Annotated in this window: 16 protein-coding genes and 1 pseudogene; 2 read left to right on the top strand and 15 right to left on the bottom strand. The window is 35.4% G+C overall.

The annotated features are described in order from the left end of the window. Window positions 1-382 precede the first annotated feature (382 nt). The 4 genes from BN2390_RS03415 to BN2390_RS03400 are packed head-to-tail and all read right to left on the bottom strand — an operon-like array spanning window position 383 to window position 4,566. A complete protein-coding gene (locus BN2390_RS03415; protein ID WP_053982947.1) occupies window positions 383-1,576 on the bottom strand; it encodes a Ger(x)C family spore germination protein in 1,194 nt (397 codons plus the stop codon). After that, window positions 1,569-2,672 (bottom strand): GerAB/ArcD/ProY family transporter, encoded by a 1,104-nt coding sequence (locus tag BN2390_RS03410; RefSeq protein ID WP_053982946.1) that lies wholly within the window; start codon window positions 2,670-2,672, stop codon window positions 1,569-1,571. Before BN2390_RS03410 ends, BN2390_RS03415 begins: the two co-directional genes overlap by 8 nt. Before the next feature lie 2 nt (window positions 2,673-2,674). Then, complete coding sequence (locus tag BN2390_RS03405) at window positions 2,675-4,327, bottom strand: spore germination protein (protein WP_053982945.1); 1,653 nt, start codon at window positions 4,325-4,327, stop codon at window positions 2,675-2,677. Window positions 4,328-4,368: 41 nt separating this feature from the next. Next, on the bottom strand, window positions 4,369-4,566 hold the full coding sequence (locus tag BN2390_RS03400; RefSeq protein ID WP_053982944.1) for a CLC_0170 family protein: 198 nt from the start codon (window positions 4,564-4,566) through the stop codon (window positions 4,369-4,371). A gap of 153 nt (window positions 4,567-4,719) precedes the next feature. Here BN2390_RS03400 and BN2390_RS03395 point away from each other — a divergent pair, with 153 nt between their 5' ends. Then, window positions 4,720-6,609, top strand: coding sequence for a beta-N-acetylhexosaminidase (locus BN2390_RS03395; RefSeq protein ID WP_053982943.1), 1,890 nt, complete (start codon window positions 4,720-4,722; stop codon window positions 6,607-6,609). 67 nt (window positions 6,610-6,676) lie between these two features. On the opposite strand, the pseudogene BN2390_RS03390 reads toward BN2390_RS03395, so the two are convergent. Further along, window positions 6,677-7,099 (bottom strand): annotated as a pseudogene (locus tag BN2390_RS03390) (HIT family protein); the annotation flags it as partial. A 31-nt stretch (window positions 7,100-7,130) separates the two neighbouring features. After that, a complete protein-coding gene (locus BN2390_RS03385; protein ID WP_053982941.1) occupies window positions 7,131-8,141 on the bottom strand; it encodes a lactonase family protein in 1,011 nt (336 codons plus the stop codon). A gap of 138 nt (window positions 8,142-8,279) precedes the next feature. Between BN2390_RS03385 and BN2390_RS03380 the strand changes: the two genes are divergently transcribed. Continuing rightward, window positions 8,280-9,356 (top strand): hypothetical protein, encoded by a 1,077-nt coding sequence (locus BN2390_RS03380; protein WP_053982940.1) that lies wholly within the window; start codon window positions 8,280-8,282, stop codon window positions 9,354-9,356. A gap of 75 nt (window positions 9,357-9,431) precedes the next feature. On the opposite strand, the gene BN2390_RS03375 is transcribed toward BN2390_RS03380, so the two are convergent. The 9 genes from BN2390_RS03375 to BN2390_RS03335 all read right to left on the bottom strand — a co-directional run bounded on the left by BN2390_RS03375 (window position 9,432) and on the right by BN2390_RS03335 (window position 24,265). Beyond that, window positions 9,432-12,989, bottom strand: a complete 3,558-nt coding sequence (locus BN2390_RS03375) for a putative mucin/carbohydrate-binding domain-containing protein (protein ID WP_053982939.1) — start codon at window positions 12,987-12,989, stop codon at window positions 9,432-9,434. Window positions 12,990-13,182: 193 nt separating this feature from the next. After that, on the bottom strand, window positions 13,183-15,555 hold the full coding sequence (locus tag BN2390_RS03370; RefSeq protein WP_053982938.1) for a glycogen/starch/alpha-glucan phosphorylase: 2,373 nt from the start codon (window positions 15,553-15,555) through the stop codon (window positions 13,183-13,185). Continuing rightward, a complete protein-coding gene (gene malQ / locus BN2390_RS03365; RefSeq protein WP_053982937.1) occupies window positions 15,552-17,039 on the bottom strand; it encodes a 4-alpha-glucanotransferase in 1,488 nt (495 codons plus the stop codon). Before malQ ends, BN2390_RS03370 begins: the two co-directional genes overlap by 4 nt. A 5-nt stretch (window positions 17,040-17,044) precedes the next feature. After that, on the bottom strand, window positions 17,045-18,067 hold the full coding sequence (locus BN2390_RS03360; RefSeq protein ID WP_053982936.1) for a LacI family DNA-binding transcriptional regulator: 1,023 nt from the start codon (window positions 18,065-18,067) through the stop codon (window positions 17,045-17,047). A 5-nt stretch (window positions 18,068-18,072) separates the two neighbouring features. Continuing rightward, window positions 18,073-18,966: a sugar ABC transporter permease gene (locus BN2390_RS03355; RefSeq protein WP_053982935.1), complete on the bottom strand. Its 894-nt coding sequence runs from the start codon at window positions 18,964-18,966 to the stop codon at window positions 18,073-18,075. 1 nt (window position 18,967) lies between these two features. After that, window positions 18,968-19,903 carry a carbohydrate ABC transporter permease gene (locus BN2390_RS03350; RefSeq protein WP_053982934.1) on the bottom strand — a complete coding sequence of 312 codons (936 nt, stop codon included), beginning with the start codon at window positions 19,901-19,903 and terminating at the stop codon, window positions 18,968-18,970. A gap of 457 nt (window positions 19,904-20,360) precedes the next feature. Then, entirely contained in the window at window positions 20,361-21,647 is a 1,287-nt protein-coding gene (locus BN2390_RS03345; RefSeq protein ID WP_053982933.1) for a sugar ABC transporter substrate-binding protein, read from the bottom strand. A gap of 73 nt (window positions 21,648-21,720) precedes the next feature. Continuing rightward, window positions 21,721-23,271 carry an alpha-amylase family glycosyl hydrolase gene (locus tag BN2390_RS03340; RefSeq protein WP_053982932.1) on the bottom strand — a complete coding sequence of 517 codons (1,551 nt, stop codon included), beginning with the start codon at window positions 23,269-23,271 and terminating at the stop codon, window positions 21,721-21,723. Between the two features lie 127 nt (window positions 23,272-23,398). Further along, window positions 23,399-24,265 (bottom strand): AraC family transcriptional regulator, encoded by an 867-nt coding sequence (locus tag BN2390_RS03335; protein WP_053982931.1) that lies wholly within the window; start codon window positions 24,263-24,265, stop codon window positions 23,399-23,401. Between the last annotated feature and the right edge of the window lie 52 nt (window positions 24,266-24,317).

Raw genomic sequence — 24,317 nt, 5'->3', positions numbered from 1 at the left:
CCACTGTGTGTACCATCTCCCTTTCACTTTTGCTCAGACAAGCTAAGAAAGTTACAGGAAGATCTGCCCTTTCTTTGAGGTTCAACTTTACCCCTTCTACCGGTGTGTTCTACACAGTGAAAATTTCATCTTACAAGTAGAATAGGGCATAAGATATGCTGGTGACCTCACTGTAGCTTTTTTCGAGAGTGGTCTTAGAAGGTGTTAACGAATATGAAGGTAGGGGGTTGCGCGAGTGTTTGAGGCGTAGCCGAGTTTTCGCGCTTTCTACCTGAGTATGAGTTTACAGCTTCTTAGTCCATTTGAGCAAAAGCGAAAGAGAGGACACATGCATAGCGCTGCCCGGACCTTCTCTTGTACTATAAGTTTTCACTCCCATTCTTTATTCAGAAATACCTGTACTTTGTATAGATACATCAACGCCTATACTAATAGGTAGATTCCTATAGCTTGTAGAAAGCCAAGTTGGTTGATACTTCATCCACATTTTTGGGTGCTGTCTATAGAAGGCTTCACCTATTCCTAAGAAATCCATATTCATTTCTTTTGATTTGTTAATACCTACATTGATTTGTTTAATGATTTCATTTGCGATGGCTTGCTTAACTTCTTCTAATCCTTGGGGACTGATAAGTTTGGATTCTTCTTCACTGAGGTATTCTGAGATATTACCTTCTACTTCTATTTCTATTAAGCACCATGGGCCTGTTTGTGTTTCTCCAAATTTAAGCTTACTTTGCTGCCTTTTTACAGTATAGCTAAGCAGGGTACCCTCATCAGAGATCACAACTGGTGTATTTTTGATTTGACCCTCTATATAAAGTTGACTTCGCACTTCTTCTTTAGTTAAATAACCTACTAATTCATAATCATGAATCACCGCTGCACCACTTATATCAATCTCTGTACTTTTACTTTCTGGGTCAGTAGTATCTATCTTTTCTGTATGGAATAGTGGCAAGGTTGATACACCTGTGTCATCCATTTCTCTAATGTAATTACCTACTAACTGCTTTTTGAAAAAACTAGAAGCACGCTCGCCATTATTAAAGTAATCCATAATGTATAACCCTAATATAGGTTGCTCTTCACTTTCTACTTTAGTAATTAGCTTAGCATCACCATTCACTGCGAGTAGAGGTACATTCCTTGCGATAAGCATATCACGAGATACCGAATCCATTGCACGCTTAAAGAGTTCAGGATCTTTAAGTAATTCTTCTCCTAGCAAGAGTGCTTTAACATGACTAAAGCTTACTGAATTTTTATTTTTGGTTTCTAAATCATCAATACTTGCTCCTATTGTAGGTGCTTGAACCTCAATATTGGTTTCTACATTGGTTGCTAAAGTATTGGTTCCTGATAGCTTACCATAATCAGGAATAGCATAGTAAATATCATAGATTGGTTGATCATCTATAAGCTTGGTCGTATCATACGCATAGTCCGTATTCTTATCTACTGCTAACTCTAAGATAATAGATCTATTATTTACCTCAGTACTATCCCAGCATCCTGTAAGGGTCAAACATGATAAGCCTATCAAAAGCATTAATTTTACAATCTTTTTAGGCATTACCTTCACCCCCCTTTTTCCTTAACTTAGCTATTACAATAAGTACAATAGGTACAACGAATAAGAAAAGAAGGCCAAATTTCCCATTGAAGTGTAATAAGTATCTATACGCTTCTGTTAAACTTCCTGGATACATACTAATCAAGAATACGATTGGTATAAGTGGTAGAATAGTAACATTTTGTCTATTAAAGTGAGCTAATCTACTAATGGTTAGACTGGCTACATACATAGAGCCACAGATATACATATATACACTTAGGATCCACCAAGACATCATGAAAATTTCTTGATTTTCAAAGAATGAACCTGGTAGCTGTATACTTTCCATTAAAGTAAGCATTGGCCAGATTTGTTTCGTTGAAGTCACCATACCTACACCTGTAAAGGTTAAACCAATTAAAATAATTTCTAGTACACTTATGATACCTATTGACCAGAGGCCTATATGTTTAAGCTTATGAGGCTTACTTACAAGGTTACCTATAATGAGTAGAAATTCTAAAGGCATAAAGGTCATACTTACAAAGTAAGCCCCTTTAATAAATCCATCTGGCTTAGCTGTCATAAAAGGCATAAGTTGCTTGTAATCTGTTTTGATAGCTACAACTGAAAGGACAAAGGCTAATGGAACAAACACAAAGTAGGCTACAATTTCTGCCATACGTCCACTTGCTTCTAATCCTGACTTAATTAAATAATGAACAGCAAAAAGTAAAATTAAAATAATGATTGGTAAAGGTGTCTTAGGTAATAACACCTGTGACACCATTTCTGCAAACATACGTACTTCTAGCCCTGCTCCTATAAGCACTTTAATGACATATAATCCAATTAAAATCCACCCTAACCCTTTTGTAATCAGTTTAGGTGCGATTGTATCTAAGCCTTCACCTGGAAAACGTTCTAATAAAGATACAATACTCCATACATAGATTGCTCCAAAGCCAAAGCCTAATATAGGGAGCAAATAACCATCATGCCCTGCCATTTTACCTGCTATACGTGGCAAAATCACCATAGACATATTAAACATCTGGAGGATGAATAAAATTTTCATTTGTCTTACAGATACATTAGCATTATGTGTATACATATTTATTCATCTCCTTCCCTTGGTTCACCTTGGATATCTGTAGCTGTTTGTGCACTATCAGGTCCTGGTGGTGTTTCTGTTACACTATCTGCATCACTTAAGCGAATACGTGTTTTTTGATGTTCTCTTGCGTAACGTGGTCTACGATTTTGCAAGAAGATAGGGAAGCGAATAAGGGTATCCCTAAAGTCCCGATAATCATTTTGGTCACCTGCTGTATAGGGTGCTAAGAATGGTGTTCCAAAACTTTCTAATGAAGATAAATGGGCAAGCAATAAAATAAAGGCAATTAAATACCCATATAACCCAAATAGGGCACAAATAAATAAGAATATATAGCGCAACAATCTATAAGCTGCTGTTAAACCATAATCTGGTATGGCAAAGGTTGCTACCGCTGTAATGGCTACAATAATAACAATCATCGGACTTATAAGCTTAGCATCTACTGCAGCTTGCCCAATAACGATACCACCTACTACACCTAGAGCATGTCCTACTGGACCTGGAAGCCTAATACCAGCTTCCCGCAACAGCTCGAATGCCATCTCCATGACCAACATCTCCATCACACTTGCCAGGACAATCCCCTCCCGGGAGGCGGCTAAGGACACAGCAATGGATGTGGGCAGCATAGCTGGATGGAAGTTGATGGTTGCAATATATAAACCTGGCAACGAGAAAGATAAGAAGGATACAATGTATCTTAAAATTCTTGTAAAACTCATAATCTGCCAGCGTTGATAGTAGTCTTCAGATGCTTGATAGAAGGTATTGAGTGTCGTCGGTACAACAATAACAAACGGTGAGGTATCCACTACAATAGCCACTTTCCCCTCCATTAAGCTAGAAGCTACTTTATCTGGCCTTTCTGTTGATTGGGTTTGTGGGAAAGGACTCTTCCAACTATCTTCTATCAGTTGTTCAATATAGCCACTATCAAAGACACCATCTATTTTATATTTTTCAAGACGTGTTTTAACTTCTTCTACAAGCTCTGGTCTTACGATGTCTTCCATATACATAATAGCAATATCTGTACGGCTTCTTGTCCCTACAGAAGTCATCTCTACCTTTAACTTGGTATCACGAATACGACGTCTAATAAGCGCTGTATTAAAACGTATGGTTTCTACAAATCCATCTCTTGGTCCTCTTACAACCGCTTCTGTCTCTGGTGCACCTACTCCACGTACTGGCCAACTACGGCAAGCAATAATAAGTCCTTTCTTTTCACCATCTATAAAGATGGCTGCATCACCTGAAAGGATTCCACTTACCATTTGATCCATGTTCTGGGCTTCTCTGATATCAAAAGTTGCAGAAAAATGATCCATAATAATCTGAGTCTTAGGACCTGTCATTGGAATGCGTTCACCATTTAAATTCTTGTAATCAATGATACGACTTAAGAAGAAATTTTCTAAGACATCACGATTAACCATCCCATCGATGTAAACACCATATATACGAATAGGTGTTAGCATTCCTATATTCACTTCTCGCTTGACCACATCTGTACAATTTTTAAATAAATAAGTAATGTTATCTATATTCTTATCTAATGATTCTTCGAATGGAATGATGAGTTTATTATCCTTATCATGAAAAGCATCTTCACGACTAGGTTCATTGACTTGCTTTACATTATCCATTTTAGGTCACCCTCTCTTGTCATTGGTCTCATTCTAGTGTTCTAATTTATTATTAAGAAAATAGCACTACATATACCTAAAGCAATATAAATATAGCCTACTACTCTAGAAAATTGTGCCTCTCTTTCTAAGTGATTGACTTGCTTAAAGGTCTTATACCTCAAGAACGCCATGTTCAGCCCTACTCCTAGCATGACAAGCACAATATAGATGCTCATCATCTCTTGTAATTTAGCCATAGCACACCTCGCTGATTATTTTTTTCTTATACTCCATTGTTTGAAATAATTTTCAAAAATATACACTATACTCTCCAAAAAAAGTATATTAAAATACTTCTTATATACTGTTTTATTAAATGAATAACTCAGCTCATACTAAGGAGGAAGACTATGAATTTTTCTGGGGAAGTACTAGATTTAGAATTTGGCTTAAATGAGATTAGAAATTACTTTAATCTTGCTTTAGAAGATAATATTAACGTTGTTCAATTAGATGAAAACGATGAAATATGCCTACGTATTATTCGTGGGGAAGAAAATAGCATTGCATACAAAAAGAAGCACCACTTCTTTAGGGGGTTAAGCCTTTATATGCAATTTGTAGAAGAAGGACAAGCTACTTTTACTTATGAAGAAAAAGCTTATATTCCTGTATCAGGTGCAATGTTTGATGTCTCACGTAATAGTGTGTATAAAGTAGACAAGGTTAAACAACTCCTTGTTCATCTTGCTATGATGGGTCACTCAACATGTATGCTTTACAGTGAAGATACATATACCATTCCGGAGTATCCTTACTTTGGTTACATGCGTGGTCGTTATACACAAGAGGAAATCAAAGAATTAGATGAATACGCTTATAAATTAGGCATTGAACTTATTCCTTGTATTCAAGCACTTGCTCACCTTAAACAAACACTTAAATGGAACTATGCCCTTAAATTTAGAGATACATCAGATGTACTTTTAGTGGGTGCGCCAGAAACTTACGAGTTCCTAGATAATATGTTCAAATCCCTTCGTGCTACATTTAGAACAAACCGTATCCATATTGGTATGGATGAAGCTTGGGACTTAGGTCTTGGCCGCTCTATTGAAGTAAATGGCTACAAACATCATCAAGAGCTTATGGCGATGCACCTTAAAGAGGTTTGTAAGCTACTGGATAAATACAACTTTGAACCAATGATGTGGGATGATATGTTTATGCGTGCTGCTACGCCTTCTGGAGACCACTACGACTTAAACATTGAACTTGATCAAAGTGTTATTGAGAGCATTCCAGATAAGATGAGCCTTGTTTATTGGGATTACTACCACTTAGAAGAAGATTTCTACGATGCTTCTATTAACTTAAAGAAAAAATTCAATAAACCACTTATCTTTGCAGGTGGGGTGTGGAAATGGGTAGGTTATGCACCAAACTATGAACGTACTTTCCTTACAACCAAGGCAGCACTTAACATTTGTAAGAAACAAGGCATTCAAGAAGTCCTTGCTACAATGTGGGGAGATGATGGGGATGAAGCACCTATCGATACATCCCTTTTAGGCCTTATCTTCTTTGCAGAACATAGCTACCTTCAAGATGTAGATGATGCTTGGATTGATAGACGTTGTAAATACTTAACCGGCCTTAGCTTAGAAGATCTTAGAAGTCCTGAAGAACTGAACTTAGTAGAAGGTGTGGACAGACCAAATGTTAACTCTTACAATCCTTCAAAATACTTCTTATACCAAGACATCTTACTTGGTGCTTTTGACATCTATGCTGAGGATCTTGACCTTACAACATTCTACTCTAACTTAGCTGATAAATATGAGGCAATCTCATACAAAAGCTGTGCTTATAGCTCCATGTTTAAAATGTATGCAGCCTTAAGTACTGTACTTGCTACTAAAGCAACCATTGGTGTTGAACTTCGTCAAGCTTACCTTGAAGAAGACCACGACACCCTTGCTATGCTTGCTGAAGAAGTCCTTCCTATGCTTATCGGTGATGTAGAAGACTTCATAGAAGCCTTACGTACTATATGGTATACAGACTGCAAAGGTAACGGATTTGAAATTCTAGATGTACGTCTAAACGGTATTATTGGACGTGCCAAAACAGCTATCTACCGTGTAAATAGCTACTTAAATGGTGAGGTTGACCATATTGAAGAATTAGACGGCGATCGTCTTCCTTTCCACCTAGGCTGGCATACAGAAGAAGGTATGCTGAACCATGATCAATATGCTACTATGGCATCACAAAACGTAGTTTCACACGGATTATAAATCTAAAAAAGAGGATATCACTAGACCAAGATGGTATGGTGATATCCTCTTTTAACTTTTAGAATAACTAATTTTGGGGTTGTAATTCCTTTTTGATTTTGTTAGCAACTTCTTGGGAGTATTCAAATGGTCCTTCTGGATAAGTCCATCCGAAACCATCATTTGAATAACGAGGGAATATATGAAGATGAAAATGTCCAAAATCACAAAATCCTCCTCCATTTTGCATTATACTATAACCTTTTATATCGTATATTTTTTTATAAGCTATTACTATTTTTTGTGCTAAAATTAACATTTCATTTAGCATATCCGAAGATACTTCTTCAAGTGAATCAACATGTGTTTTAGGTATAATTAACACGTGGCCTTCATTAATAGGGTCTATATCCAAAAATGATATAATTGACTCTGTTTCATATATTACCTTACATTCAATCTCTCTATTAATAATTTTACAAAATACACATTCACTCATTTTTGTATTGCTCCCTTTATCCTCATTCTATAAAATATCTATTTTAAATCGTCTTAACAAAGGCTGGTTCATTAAATGGGATAGCCGCAACCAGTCCCCCTATTTCACCAATTTCTTGGTCAAGTGACTTAATAACTACTTCATTTGAACGTTGATTGCAGATAAGTATATACTTACCATCTGGTGTACAAGTGATCAGTCTTGGCCAATTACCTTCTACACAAGTAAAGCTTTCTACCTTTAATGTGCCATCTTCTTGTATCTCAAATCCTGCCACATTATTCGCCCCTCTATTCGCTACAAATAGATACTTTCCATTTGGTGTAACAACTGCATTAGCACAATAGCTCTCCCCTGTATACTCCTCTGCTAGTGCACTTAGTTGTTGAATAACCTGAAGTCTTCCCGTTACTGAATCTTGACTTACTACAGTTACTTGATTACTATACTCTCCAGTAATATAAGCTACCGGCTTACTAGGATGAAAGACAATATCTCTTGGTCCTATCCCTTTTGTTAGCTGTAAAGCTTCAAAAGCCTCGTTAGAGTGTAGTGTTCCTTGGTCTACTTTAAAACAATAAATCTTATCTGTATGAATATTGGTCACATAAAGGTATTCTTCTTTTGCATCTAACTGAACGCAGTGTGCTCTTGAAATGTCTCCTTCACCTTTAGGTAGAGAAATAAAGCTCTTTACTCCATAAAATTGTCCTTTCTCTACACCAATACTTAGTACATCCCCTGTTTGATAACATGCACCAAATAAGGCCTTATGAGTAGATGAATAACTTATATGAGCTATACCTCCACCTTCAAACTTTTGCTGTGCAAGTTTCATAAATCCTTGATTATCAAGCTTATAACTCATTAATGGTACTTCATCTTCTACTTCACTCATTGTATAGATAAGAGCACCTTCAATAACTGCATAAGATGGATTAGCTAAACTTTCTCCAAATACTTCTGTAATACTTTTTGTTTCCTCATTAAACTGATACACTTTAAGTGTCTTTTCTGGTACTGTGCCATATCCTGAAATTAATAATGTATACATGCTAGCTCCTCCATTCCTTTCCTCTTGTTATACCCTAATTTTTATACAAAAGCAATTCTATTTAATTTTTATTGGAAAAATTAGAATTTAAAGTTATAATAAAGGTAGATATGTAATTTTTTAGGAGGGGGAATAAAAATGAAACGATGTCCAAATTGTAACTTTCCAAATATAGATAGTGATCGTAACTGCTTTAAATGCGGTTCCTTATTACCTACTGATTCATCAGACCAAACCAATCCTGCCATAGAGACTAAAGAGGTAAACCAATCTACAGAGTCAAATACTACTACTGAGAATGTAGACAAGCTATCTGATACAACTACGACCGAAGAGGATACTGCGAGTACACCTACTAGCAAATCTACTCAAAAAACAAAGGCTAAAAAACAAGCTACACTCTCTAAGGAATCAACTACTCATGAAATAACCAAAAGCGATAAAGTATCTACAGATAAAGAAATAGAAAAAAATGATAAAGTACCTACAAACAAAGAAGCAATCAAAGATGATACTTCATCTACAAGTAAAGAAACTACTAAAGATGATAGCCCATCCATAAATAGAGAAATAACCAACAATAATAAAACATCTACAAATAAAAATGTCTCTAAAGATACTGCTTCAACTGCAAAAGATGAGTTTCACATTTTAAAAGCAAAAATAGAAAGTGATGAACTTATACCTCAGCCAAATCCTGTATTTGATTCAAATACAAACATCACAGACTTTATCCGTAAACCTACCCAATCAGATGAGCCTAGTTCATTTGATGATGCTATAGTATCAACTTCAAATGTAAATCATGGACAAGCTTCTTCTAAAGATGCAACACTTGCTAACCAAGAAGCTGCTACAACAGGTGTACCACTTCCTACAACACCTGTCCCATCACTTACAACTTCTCCACCAAGACCTGGCACACCTGTACGTATTACACCTAAATATGGCTCTTTAGCTAGACTTAAAGTGATTAGTAAGATTCTTGGTGTACTCTTTGGACTTGCCCTATTTGCCGGTGGAGGCCTTACACTTTATGCTGGTCAAAATATGTTAAGTCTTATCATTTGTGTTGGTTTAGTTGGTCTTGGTATCCTTAACATGTTCCTTGGCTTTGTCATAGGCGCTGCACTCGAATGGCTTAACGATGTAGAGTGTAATCAAAGAAAACAAATTGAACTCATCAGCCACGTTTATCATAAAATCAATAATTAATTTATTTAACAGTATTAAAAAGTAGAGAAAACTATTTATTAAGTTTCCTCTACTTTTTATAAGTAAATACTTCTTCTAAATTTCTACTTCATCATTTAAAACTTCATCTTCTAGTACTTTATTTACCTCAGTAGAAAGTTCTTTTACTGATTGATACTCAAGGACATCATTCATACATATTGCTAAATAGCGACCTACGTGATCTACTTGTTCTTGATTAAGTGTTGTATCTACACGCATTTCTTTTGCCCAGTTCAATGCCCAGATAAAACCATCCCATCTATTTTGTTCATAGCTACCTTGACCACCACTAGCTAATTCATCTGCTTGCTCAATAATAGAATCAAGCTTGATATAATCTAGTTTTGATAGTTTTTCTAATTGCTTTATACTATTTTGTAATGCTTGTGTTACTCTATCTACTGATTCTTGTGTAACAGTTGTCCCAACTAATTCATATTTAAGCTGAGCATTTTCTAAAGCATGTATCAGGTTTGCCCAAGATTCTACTGTATAGTCTGACTCGTTTAATGCTAATGCTTCATCTATAGCAACTTTAAGAGCTGTCTTATCTGTTTGTTGGTATTCAAGTACATCATTAATATTTATTTTTAGGTAGATACTTACTTGATTAATTTCTTCTTGAGTAAGTGACTTATCTTGGCGCATTTCTTTTGCCCAATCTAATGCCCATAATAAGTTATTCCATCTATTTTCCTCATAGTTACCTTGACCACCTGTAACTAATTCATCTGCCTGTTGAATAAGTAAGTCAAGCTCATTATAGTCTAACTTTGGCGCTACCACTAATTGCTGAATGCTTTCACGTAACTGTTCATTTGCTTGATCTATAGTTTCTTGAGTAAGCGTATAATCAGTTATTGCATATACCTGTTGCGCATAGTCTAAATGTCCTAATAGATTTGCCCATGTCTCACTTGTATACACTTCTTCATCCAGTGCTAAAGCTTCATCTATAGTTGCTTTTAAAGCTGTTTTATCTACTTTAACTATTTCTTCTAACTGATCTGTATAGGCTAAACTTTCACCCCATAAGTAGAAGTATGTATTCTTTAAGTCAAGCTGACGAAGCCCTGTACTTAGATCATAAGGCGCATCAATAACATACCCTTCAACAGCTAAACGCTGAGGTTCTAAATGGCTAAGTCTTAGTTTTTGCCCTTTTTGAAGTGAAAGTGTATTAATAGCTGTTGCTATTGCATCAGCATTTTCTTGACCTCTTAAACTATAAGTTGCTTCAACTGCTCCCGTACTTGATAGAACTTCAAGTTTAAAGTAAATATTTCCACCATGATATATATTGGCTGCGACACCAGTGGATTTAGCTACAAGTTTACCTGTTTCTAGATCAAATCCTATGCGAAGTGCAACTTGATTATTATATCCTTTAACAACAATTACACTTACTGGTATTAATAGACCTTCATAAGTATCTATATCTCTCCATAATTGTTGTAATATTTCCGGTGTAGTATTTGAATCTAAAATAGCATTTTCTACAGCTTGAATCTTAGTTTGGAATAGCTCCCAAGAAGATGGTGTATAATCATTGGATTGTAACTGTTTAAATTTATTTAATTTTTCTTGAAGATCAAGAATTGTTATTTGAGGCTCTAATTGACTATTTGAATATAAGACATGTTCACCTGTTAGATAGAAGTAGCTTTCATTCATATTAATAGCATTCATATTTGCATAAAGCTTATTAACATCGTTTTCAACATAACCTTGAAGAGAAATTCTTCCTTGTTCTGGATGATAAAGTTTTAAATAGTCCCCCGCTTCATAAGTCCATCCGTTAAGTGCTTCAGCCATTTTATCAGCAATTGCTCCACCATTCATAGAAATGATATTTTTACGCTCACCAAATTTATTAAATTGCTCTATCTTTGCATATTGTCCATTATAGAATTGATTTGCTACTTTACCACTTGAAACAGCATGAAAGGCTTGATTTGCTTCATCAATATCTACAGTTAAGAATACTTCATCTTTGTAACCTTTAAAAACAATTTGATTCTCTGTGTCTTCTACTATAACATCTCTATAAAAACTTTTCGCTTTTCCTGCTTCAATTGACGCTACACGTATAGCTGTTTTATTTGTAACAGATACTGGCCAGTCAAATTCAAACTGTCCTCTTTCATCTGTAGTCGTTGTATATTCTGTCCCTTCAATATCTACAATAATTGTTGCATTTGGATTACTCATCCCTCTAAGAGGTTGATTGTAGAAGCCAGTCATCATCGTAGGAGGCATTGAAATTTGGTCAATTCCTTCAAATCTTATATTACCTGGTTCAACATGGATACGTGTTTCATTACTTGTTAGAATAATATCTTCAATAATATCCCTATTTGTAATAGCGTGACCCGCAGCTTCTAAATATGGAATAATATTGATACCATATTCTTTTGCTACAAAGTATGCAACGTATTCTGCACCCTTGTATTTTTTATCTTTATTATATAAATGAGTGATTTTACCCATAAATTCTGAATCCATGTGATCCATTATACTTACAAAATAATACATAGGATGGATGCTCCCAAGCTTAGCTTCTTTTAAGTAGCCTTCAAAACTTGGTACAACTGTATTAGTTTCATAGCTTTCTTCATTATTGCCATAGAGCCATGTCCAGTTTGATGGACGATTCTGAAGTTCACGTGTTAACATATTTGCATAAATATTATTCCAATATTCTACATACCCCCACCCTTGTTCATAAAGATGGCCAAACTCATGGTACATCCCCCATGCATCTTCATTAGGAAGCTTTAAGTATTCAAGTATAGCTTTAGGTCGTGTAACAAGTGCCCAGCTACTTGCAGCCATATAACCACCTATTTCCTCTATACCCGTCATAAGAATAAATCCTGCACGATCTGGTGTATCTGCAAGTTCATTGTAACTTTTAAGCATGGCCTCTTGGTGAGTCAGTACGCCACTTGGGTCCACTGTCTTAGGAATAAATTTTGATTTTGGAATATATGTTCTCGTATTTTCTGAAATCAAGATACTTCCATCTTCTGCATTTTCAGGAGCAAGAGCAAGTGCCTTAAAAGTTTCAGAATCTGATGTTGCATGTTCAAAACCTTTATTTGCTCTTATATCATAAGTTGGTGAGAGTTTATAGTCCCCCTCAATGAGAGTCACTTGGACATCTATAGAAAATGGTGTGTCTGGATTCTGGGAATGTTTTAAGTTAGCTACATCTAAAAATAGTTGTCCCTTTTTAGGAATAGTAATTCTTATAGGTTCTCCTACTTTAAGATCTGTTCCTTTTCTTAGATGTCCCACATCATGATAATTAAGTGTTGCACCTCCAGTAACATTTTCACCTCTTACTAAAATTTCAACTGTCGTTTCTCCTAATACTTCTATTCCTAAAGGTTCATTAGAATGTAAGGTATTATTAAATGAGTAGTTACGATCACTAGGCTTTGCACTATCCTGCTTATAGAGTGTAACCTTTTCAATAATTTCTTTAACTTCTTGATCCCCAGCAAGTTGTACTAATTTTGGTGAAGCATCTTGAGCTAAAAGCTGTACTGGCATCTGCCCCATAATCATCATACTTGCCACAAGTGATGCGATAAGTTTTTTATTCATTATTTATTTCCTTTTCTAGTTTTATATTTTTATCTCATTTTTTTATATTAATACATTTATTATATTTATTATTGAGAACTGCAACAATAAATGAGATGTCCCGATTTTAAAAAGGGACATTGTCCCGACTTATACCTAAGGAAAAAGGAGATATAAAACTAGCTAGCTAGTTTTATATCTCCTTTTTTACATCTTAGCTTATAGGACTAATACCCCAGATTTCACTTGCATATTGCATAATGGTACGATCACTTGAAAATGCTCCGCTATTGGCAATATTCATCAAGCTCATTTGAGCCCATTTTCTTCTATCCTTATAACACTCAAACACTTTATCTTGCATTGCTTTGAAGGCTTTGAAATCAGCTAATAGATAGTATTGATCTGGTCTTTCCCAGTTCTTACCTACTAATAGTGCTTCGTATAAGTCTCTAAAGCATCCTGTATTCGCGGGATCTAATGTACCATTTACAAAGGCATCTAGTACACGTTTTAAATCAGGATTCTTGTCATAGTATTCTTTTGGATTGTAGTTATTTCTAAGGTTATTAATATCTTCTACTCTTAGGCCAAAGATGAAGTTATTCTCCTCACCACTTTCTGCTACAATCTCAACATTTGCACCATCATAAGTGCCAAATGTAGGGGCACCATTAAGCATAAGCTTCATATTCCCTGTACCAGATGCTTCCTTACCTGCTGTTGAGATCTGCTTAGATAAGTCTGCTGCTGGGATAATACGCTCTGCATAAGATACGCTATAGTTCGTTACAAACACGACTTGTATCTTATCTTTAACTTCTGGTGTCCTATTAATCAAATCTCCTATAGCTAAGATAAGTTTAATAACACTCTTCGCTCTATAGTAACCTGGGAAGGCTTTAGCACCAAAGATAAAGGTTACCTTGGGAATATCTAAGTTTGGATTTTCCTTAAGTCTAAAGTATAAGTCTAAAATATACATGGCATTAAGGAGCTGCCTCTTATACTCATGTAAACGTTTAACTTGAACATCAAAAAGAGAATTTGGATCTATCTCTATCCCTTCTCTTGCTTTAATAGCCTCTGCTAACTGACATTTCTTTGTGTATTTGATACTTTGTAAGCGCTCTAATACTTCATCATCTTCAACAAACTTTGTAAGCTGTTTAAGTAAAGATAAATCCATCATCCATTCATTACTTCCAAGCTTTTCTGTGATTAGACTTGAAAGCTCTTGATTTGCAAGTACCAGCCATCTTCTTGGTGTGATACCATTGGTCTTATTTTGGAACTTATAAGGATAGAGCTCATACCAATGATGGAGCTCTGTATTCTTTAAAATTTCTGTATGCAGCTTAGCAACACCATTGATTGCAAAACCAACGTAGATTGCCATATGTGCCATGTGCACTTTACCCTCTTTGATAATGTGATACATATTGATGCGGTCATCACTGTATCCCTTTTCTCTAAGTTCTTGTACAAGTGCAGCATCGATTTGTTCTATAATTTGATAAATGCGTGGGAAAAGCTTTTGCATCAAGTAAGCATCCCATTTTTCTAAGGCTTCTTGTAAAATCGTATGGTTCGTATAAGCAAATACCTTTCTTGCTGTCCCTAGTGCGTTTTCAAAGCTTTCGCCTTCTTCATCTACTAAGATACGTATAAACTCTGGAATTGCAAGTACAGGGTGTGTATCATTTAGTTGAACTGCATGCCATTTTGCAAAATCATCAAAAACATTTCCATGACGTCTTTTAAAGTCACGTACCATATCTTGAACAGATGCACTCACTAAAAAGTACTGCTGTCTAAGTCTTAATAACTTTCCTTGTTCTGTAGAGTCATTTGGGTAAAGTACTCTTGTAATATCCTCCGTACGATTCTTTTGCTCTAAGGCTTTATCATACTGTTGATTGTTATAAAGGTTAAAATCAAATTCACATAAAGGTTCTGCTTGCCACAGCCTTAATGTATTGATAGTCGCCCCACCAAACCCAATAATCGGTACATCATAAGGAATAGCTTTAACCTTCATATCTGAAAAGTTAATATAAACCATATCTGCATCTTTTCTTATACTCCAAGGGTCACCATATTTAAGCCATTCATCAGCCTCTTCTACTTGCTCCCCATTTTTGAAACGTTGTTTAAAGAGTCCATTACGATATCTAAGGCCATAACCTTGCACAGGTAAATGCATGGTAGCACTAGAGTCCATAAAGCAAGCAGCAAGCCTTCCAAGGCCCCCATTTCCTAGTGCTGCATCTTCCTCCATCTCTTCTACTTCATTCAAATTGATGTTGAGTTCTTTAAGTAAGTCTTTAACTTGATCGTATTCTTGTAAGTTAATTAAGTTATTTCCAAGTGCTCTTCCCATTAAGTATTCCGCTGAAATATAAAAAGCCATTTTTTGTGACTTATAGGCTTTATTCGTAACATACCATCTATCTACAATCTGACTCATAATAGCTGTACTTAATGCACTCCAAACTTCAGCCGTTGTCGCATGTTTTACAGTTTTTCCATAGGTCATTTTACAATACATTTCCATATATTCTTTAATAGATTGTTTTTCGATCATGTTAAGCTCCTTCCGTAAAGCTTTGTTATTTCATTTATATGCATAGATAACTCGTCAGTAAGCACATCTTTTTTCATACGCCATATCCAGTTGCCGCCCATTGTGCCCGGTGTATTCATACGTGCATTGTCATCAAGTCCTAATACATCCTGCATTTGAGTAAGCGCTAATACACATGTACTTGCCCACGCTCCTCTTATAAATCCTAGGTGATATGTTTCTTTTTCATCTAGTTTCAAATACTTCTTAGCATGTTCTGCTTGTGCTTTATTTTCAGCAGATGCTAACCATCCTCTTATTGTGTTGTTATCATGTGTGCCTGTGTACATAATTGAATTCTTGCCACAATTATGTGGAATATAATCACTCTTACCATCTATATCGAATCCAAATTGGAGAACTTTCATACCTGGATACCCTGTTTCTTCCCTAAACTTCAGGACTTCATCTGTCATAAACCCTAAATCTTCAGCTATAATATTAAGCTTACCCAAAGCCTTCTCTATTGCATTAAATAGCTTAATACCTGGCCCTTTTACCCATTTGCCACCTTTGGCTGTTTGATCACCATAAGGCACTGCCCAATAGGACTCAAACCCTCTAAAATGATCAATACGAATCACATCATAAAGCTTACTGGCCTCTTGCATTCTATTAATCCACCAAGCATACCCAGTGCGCTCTAAGTAATCCCAATCATATATAGGATTACCCCATAACTGTCCATCCTCTGTAAAAGCATCTGGAGGACAACCAGCTACTACTATAGGTTTATGATCTTTGTCTAATCTAAAAACTTCTGGATGTGCCCACACATCACTACTATCTACTGCTACATATATAGGTAGATCCCCTATAATTTGTATATCTAGAGTATTAACATACGCCTTTAATTTATTCCATTGTTTGTAAAATTCATATTGAATAAATGCCCAAAATTCTATTTGTTCTTTTAGTTTTTCTTTATAATACTTGATTGCTTCAGGTTGTCGTAACCTAATCGGTTCATCCCACTCCAACCAACTCTTATTTCCCTTTTCTTCTTTTACAGCCATATAAAGAGTATATTCGTCTAGCCAAGCTTTATTCCTACTTATAAACCCTTCAATTTCTTCATGTAATGTTACTTTAGCTCGTTTGTATGCCTTTTTTAAGACTGGATAGCGTGTATTAAAAAGCTTTCCATAGTCTGCTTTTTCACTATTTTCTTCGGGATCTAGTGCTTCTAATTCTTCTTTAGTTAAAAGCCCATCTTGATATAAGGTTGCTAAATCTATGAAATAAGGATTACCTGCGTAGGCAGAAAAGGATTGATAAGGAGAATCCCCATATCCTGTGTGACCTAGTGGGAGTATCTGCCAATATTTTTGTCCGCTTTGTCTCAAAAAGTCAGCAAAAAGGTATGCTGACTTTCCTAGTGTTCCTATTCCATATAACTCCGGCAAAGATGAAATGTGCATTAATATGCCACTTCCTCTATCCATACCTATCACCCCTTCAAATTACATACAGACTTTCTTTCAATTAATCTTGTTTCCAAAATAATATTTTGATTAGCCTCTTTTTCTTCTATTAGTTGTACTAATAGATCAATGCAATCTTCTGCCATTTGCTTTCCAGGTTGCTCAATTGTTGTAAGCGCTGGGGTATAATATTTGCCTATGTTTAAACCATCGAATCCTAATAATGAAATTTCTTTACCTACCGTGAATCCTAAGTCGCTCATTGCTTTCCCTGCACCTATTGCCATAATATCTGAGATAGCAAATAGTACCGTGACCTCTGGCGATGCCGTTAATAATTTCTTTGCACTTTCATAGGCTGGTTCAAAATCATAACCTCCCATTACAATATAATTTTTATTGATAGGTATATGATATTCATCTAATGCCTCCATATAGCCCATTACACGTCGGTTACTGACACCTGCATCAAATTCATCCCCTAGCATAATTGCAATATGTTCATGTCCTTTTTCAATGAGGTACTTTGTGGCTTCATAAGCCGCTTTCTTATTATCTATACATACTCTAGAAAAGAGCTTTGTATTAATCTTCATGTGACTATCTACAGAAGTCAAAACAATAGGAATCTCTATCTCTTCAAAACGCTCTTCCTCTATCTTTGAAAAATTACCTCCTAGGCAAATGACACCTTGTAGACGCTTTTCCTTGATAAAAGAAATAAGTACTTCTCCCTCATTCCCTCCTAAACTATTGGTATCATAATGATGCAAAATCATGGTGTAACCTATATCATTAATTCCAGTTTCTATGATCTTTAACATTTCAGAGAAAAATGGGTTAAAGATACCTTTTACAAGCACGCCAATATGCTTCATATTATTACTCTTTAAGATTCTTGCACTATTATTAGGTACATAGTTACATTCTTTAATCACTTCTAAAACTTTATCTCTTGTTTCTTTTTTTACATCAGGGTGGTTGTTAAGTACCCTAGAAACAGTACTCACACCCACTCCCGATAATTTTGCTATATCTTTAATGTTCACATCTATCACCCTTTTACAGAGCCCGCTGTTATACCTTTTGCAATATATTTTTGTGATGCCATAAAGAGCACAACAATTGGAAGAGAAGACATAATAGCTGCGGCTGAATATTGAGACCAGTTTGTTGCAAACTTGTCTTTAATAAATTGTTCCATACCTAATGGTAAGGTTAAGTTGGACGGGTCTTTGATTAATGCTGCTGAGTAAATAAATTCACTGTATGGTGCAATAAATGAGAATAAGAAAATAACAATAAGCATATTCCTTGTAAGTGGCAAGATAATCCTTGTAAACACTTGCCATGTAGAAGCACCATCTACTAAAGCAGCCTCACTCAGTTCTTTTGGAATGCCATCCATGTAACCTTTAAGTAACCAAATATTATAAGCGTTTCCACCACTTATAATTAAGATAAGTACCCATAATTTATCCATTCCTCCAAAACGATAAACGATACCTAATATAGCTGGTAAAGCCATTGTTGTTGGGAAGATTTGAAGAAGCATTAACGTCATAAGACCATTTCTACGTCCTAAGAATTTTAATTTTGAAAAAGCATAGGCAGCTGGTACTGCCAAACAAAGTTGGATAACTGCTACTGTCGTACATACAATAAGAGAGTTCTTCATCCACTGTAAGAAGTTGGTATCTTGAATAACCTCTTTGTAGTTTGATAACGTCCATACCTTTGGGAAAATTGTCTTTTGCACAAATACTTCTCCTCCTGCCATAGATGCAGATACAACTGCTATAACAGGAAATAGGGTAATTAGAATAACTGCCCATATAATAATTCTGCTTGCCCAAGCACCCATTCTATCTCTTTTTGAAATTTCACTTTTGAACTTTGCCTGTTCTTGAACAGCGTTCATTGTTTTTACATTCATTCTTTCTTCCATGTTAATCTACCTCCTTAAACTGGCCAGATGCCCTCATTTGAATAAAGGATATGGTTCCTATTACTAAGAATGTAATAATGCTCAGTGTAGCCGCCATATCATAACGACCAAAGGTAGTTGATAGTTTATAAACTGTTGAAGCTAAAATATCTGTATGCCCTGCAAATTGGCTTCCCAGTCTTGCTGGCCCACCCTTTGTAATAAGGTATGCAGATCCGAAGTTGTTGAAGTTGAATGCGAAAGATGAGATAAGAAGTGGATAAGCTGTTTGTGCAATAGAAGGTAACGTAATCTTAACAAATTGCATCAACTTGCTCGCTCCATCTACTTGTGCTGCCTCGTAATAATCATCTGGAATAGCACTAATAGCACCCATACATACATTCATCATGTAAGGGAAGCCTAGCCAAATATTTGCAATGAGAATACCTATTCTCGCCCACATCGGACTAATCAGCCATTGAATAGGTTCTTGTATAATATTTAATGTCATTAACATTGAATTGATTGCGCCATAATTAGAGTTAAATAATCCTTGCCATGAAAGAATGGCAACAGTAACTGGAAGTGCCCAAGGTAAGATTAATATCCCCTTATAAAACCCTGCTTCCTTTATATTTTTGTTGCTTAATAATAAGGCCAAAATAAGACCAATAATAAAACATCCCGCTGTTGAAACTACTGCAAACACAATTGTCCATCCAAATACAGGGAAGAAAACATCCTTAAATGGCCCATTGATTGCATCAACAAAGTTCTGGAACCCTACAAAGTTATATTCCCCTTGAGAATATATTGTGTAATCAGTAAATGCGATATAAATAGTATATACTATTGGCAAAAAAGTTAAAATAAAAATAGATATTAAAGCAGGTGCTAAATATTTATACCCTGTCATACTCTTCCTAAACGTAAGCGCTCGCCCTTGTCTACGCATAAAATCCCCCTCCACACTCTTCCTTTTCATTCTTTTACCTTGTGCATCTTTTTTCTTTCTTCCACCTCTTATAAAGAGGTCGTTACACCCTTATTGGTTTTCCTCTTTTTTAATAAAAGGCTATTGCACTTCTTATTCGCCCTTTTCCTTTCTTCTAATAAAGGGGTTATCACACCTTTATCCTGCTCTCCTTCGTACGTTTATCATGTAGGTAGGTGGGGGTGGATGCTCCTTAAGCTTCCTTGAGGTAGTACTTAGAATGCGTTAATGAGTGGATGATCAAGGGTTTTAGCCACATGTCTGAGCGCATGCGAGTTTGTGGCGTTCTTGAGCATACCGAATTTACACATTCTTAGTACTATTGAAGAAGAAGCTGTTGGAGTTCCACACACAACTAACTACATCCATCTACTTATGAGGAGAGCACTTAGTGTAATAACCCCTCTTATCTTCCTATTTATTTTTGTTGTGCAATACCTACTGCAATTTGATCTGCAATTGTTTTACCACATGTTGCAGCATCAATTTGACCAGCTGTTAAAAGTTTAATGTTATCAGCAGCTGGTGCCCACATAGCAGCAACTTCTGGAATGTTTGGCATTGGATTAGCATTAACAGCTTGAGCTGCAAAACCTTGTGTATATGCATCTGCAGATACTTTATCACTGTTAAGTACACTTGTTAAAACAGGAATTCTATTTCCCATATCATAAAGTGTTTCCCCTGAGTTTTCACTTAAATATTTAACAAGTTCAAAAGCAAGGTCTTGCTTTTCTGATTTAGCACTTACAAAGGCTGTTTGAACGCCTAAGAAAGAAGGTGTTGGGTTTGTTCCCATCTTTGGAAGTGGTGCAATACCAAAGTTCATTCCTGCATCTTTTGCAGCTCCTACATTCCAAGGACCAGAAATATAGAATGCTGTATTGCCTGAAAGGAATTCACCTTTTGCAATATCATCATTGATGTCTGCTGGCATAAAGTTATATTTTGTAATAAGATCTTGAAGGAATTGATAAGATTTAATCGCACCATCATTTCCTAAACCGATATCTGTTGGATCAAGTGTTCCTGCATTATTTTTAAATACATAACCTCCGTTTGCAGCTACGATACCATATGAAAGATAGAAGTCATTTACGTTATACATAAAGCCTTTTTCCTGAGCTACTGCAATGAGATCATCCCAAGTTTCTGGTGCTTCACTGCATAAGTCTTTGTTATAGAAAAGACCAATTGTTTCTTGAGCAAGAGGTACTGCATATTGTGTACCATTGATTGTAACTGCATCAACAATAGCTTGTGATGCATAAGCACTATTATCAAACTTACCTGCTGGTACTTCTGCAAGTAAACCAGCTTTTTGGAATGTACCTAAGTTATCATGTGGTAAACCAAACATCACGTCTGGACCATTTTTACTATTTGCAGCTTGTAAGAAACCTTGCATATCAGATTGATCTTCTAACACTTTAACTTCTACATTATTTTCTTCTCCCCACTTATTAGCAAGTTCACCAATAGCTGTTACTTCTGGTGAAGTAAGATGAGACCATACTGTAAGTGTTTGTTTTTCAGTTGACTCTTCAGTTTTAGCTGGTTCTTCTGTCTTAGCCGTTTCTTCAGTTTTAGTTGGCTCAGTTGTTGGTGTATCTGTCGTTGCTGGTGCACTACTACATCCAAACATTGTACCTGTTGTTAAAATCATAGCTGTCATTGCAGCTGCGAACTTTATTCTTTTACTCATTAAAATAACCCCCTAGTATTCGTTTTTATTATATAAAAGCCTTGAAGGCTTCTACAGCAGATAAATAGATTGCTTAATTTTGCTTTAATACTATTAATATCTCGCCTGTCTTTAATGTCACTTGGTTGTTATATTGAGTGTCTAATTGTCCTTGGTCATTTAAACTTGAAAATAAAGCCTTATAAGTACCTTCATCAAGTATTACCTCCTGCTGTTCATTATTCAAGTTTGCTACTATGTAAATTACTTCATTCTCATAAGCCCTTTTCATTGCAAATACTTTACCATTAGGTGTCTTTACCTCTTCTATATCCCCAATACTTAATGCTTGATAAGTATTTCGTAAATGAATAATTTCCCTATATAAATGATAAAGCGACCCACTATCTTCTATTTGAGTATCTAAAGCCACTTTTGCTACATCATTAGTAGAATCTATCCAAGTCGTATTTTGCTCCCTATCTGTTCCACTCCATATAAATGGCTCTCTTATATGCTCATCTGGTTTAGCACCTGTCATGCCTATCTCCTCACCATAATATACAAAAGGTGTACCTGGTAGAGTCAGATAAATAGCAGCTGCTACTTTCATTTTGTCTGTGTCTTCTCTTAATATATTCATTACTCTATTTTGATCATGATTGGTAAGGAACGGTGCAAGGACAAAACTTGCCTTTTCCTCCTTATACATCTCTTCTATCATTTTGTAGTTATAGACTACATTGGATAGACTTCCATTATTAATACCATTTAAAATACTTTCACCTACATTAAAATCAAAGAAAGAATCTAATACACCTGCATATTCACAGATGTTGTAAGGCGCATCCCATACTTCTCCTATTAAGATTGCTTCTGGACTTTGTTCATGGACATACTCTTGAAATCGGTTCCAAAAATCGATATTTTTTTCCTTCTCGTTATAGATCCACTTAGCTGCATCCAACCTGAATCCATCAATATCCATATCTAGATAGTATTTAGCCACTTGCTTCATCTCTTCTTCAACCTTAGGATTATCGTAATTGAGCTCTGGCATACCCTTATCAAACATTGCATAGTACAGTTCTTGCTTTGTTCCATTTCTTGCCCATGCCATTGTTGCCATTGGGGATCTTTCAAACTCCTTACTCATATCTGTGGTCCATATGTAGTAATCTCTGTAAGCACTCTTTTCATCTTTACTTGCCTCTTTAAAATAGGGATGTTGGCTAGATGTATGATTAATGACTAGATCCATTACAACTTTAATATCACGTTTATGTGCTTCTTTAATTAACTCTTTCAAATCCTCTAGTGTTCCATAGTCTTCATCAATCTGATAGTAATCTTCCGTATCATATCCATGGTAACTTGTTGCCTTTGTAATTGGCATAAGCCAAAGTCCTCTTATACCTAAATCCTCCAAATAGTCTAGCTTAGCTGTTATGCCTTTTAAATCTCCAATTCCATCATTGTTAGAATCGTTAAATGCCCTTACAAAAATCTCATAAAACACACGACCTTCATAGTTCTTGTAAGCTGTTTCTACTTTTTTAGGCGTCATCACCTTCCATATAAATGCACCAACTAATATTGCTACAATAACAGTACTTCCTAGAAAAATGAGTTTCTTTTTAGGCAATGCCTCACCTCCTGGAATAGACACTGGAATCAGTTCCGGTATCGTTACTATTATTATATATGGATATTCGTACCATTTCAATATATTTTTCTAATTTTTTCAATAAATATTATTTATTTTAAACAATTTATTCTTTGATTTGATTTCTCTTTTGTTTAATATATGCAGAAGGAGCGCTTCCATAGTACTTTTTAAATAGCTTACTGAAGTAGTAAGCATCGTCATAACCTACAGATTTTGCTACTAAATTAATAGGCATATCATGTTTTTCTAATATTTCTTTTGCTTTCTCTAATCTAATTTGAATCAGATAATTAATAGGTGAAGTTCCCGTTTCTTCTTTGAAAATTTTAGAAATATAAACTGGACTTAAATACATGTTTTTAGAAATATTATCAAGAGAAATGTCTTCCATGTAATAAGAACGCATGTAATCAATCAAGCTTTGAACAATTACCTTCTTATCACGGTTTGCAAATTGAGAAGCTTGTAATGATGTTGGTGAACTGCATTCATCCATTTCCCTATAGATAATAAGGATAAGCTTCATCACTAATGCCTTTAAGACAAAGCTATGTCCTAAAGGTCTTAAGCGTTGCTCTTGTTCAATTTCATTACAACACTCCATAAATTCATTTTTATATTTTTGTATAGATACAATAGGCGGCCAGTTCAAAGATTTCATATAGTTAGGGGATGTACAATCTATGTGTAAGTTCCCTATACCTATATGTAGCTCTGTACATGTTGTATTTGCATCTAATAATGCTTGATGATGTACGCCTGGGTTAAATACCATTACATCATCCTTTTTAAGTACGTATTTCTTGTCCTCTATTAAATAGTTCACTTGTCCTGATGTTACAATTGATAATTCTACAAAATCATGATCATGGTAAGTTGTAGGATATAAATTATCTTTATTGGTTACTGCATTTATAATAAATAGAACATGTGGGTTGAACGAATCAATACACTGTATAGGAATTAACATAGCAAACCTCTTCTACTCTCTTTTAAATATCGTTACTTCTATTGTATACCAT

Origin of the sequence: Niameybacter massiliensis (assembly GCF_001282685.1) — a bacterium.
Classification (GTDB): Bacteria; Bacillota; Clostridia; order Lachnospirales; family Cellulosilyticaceae; genus Holtiella; species Holtiella tumoricola.
This window is presented reverse-complemented; position numbering and strand designations above follow the sequence as displayed.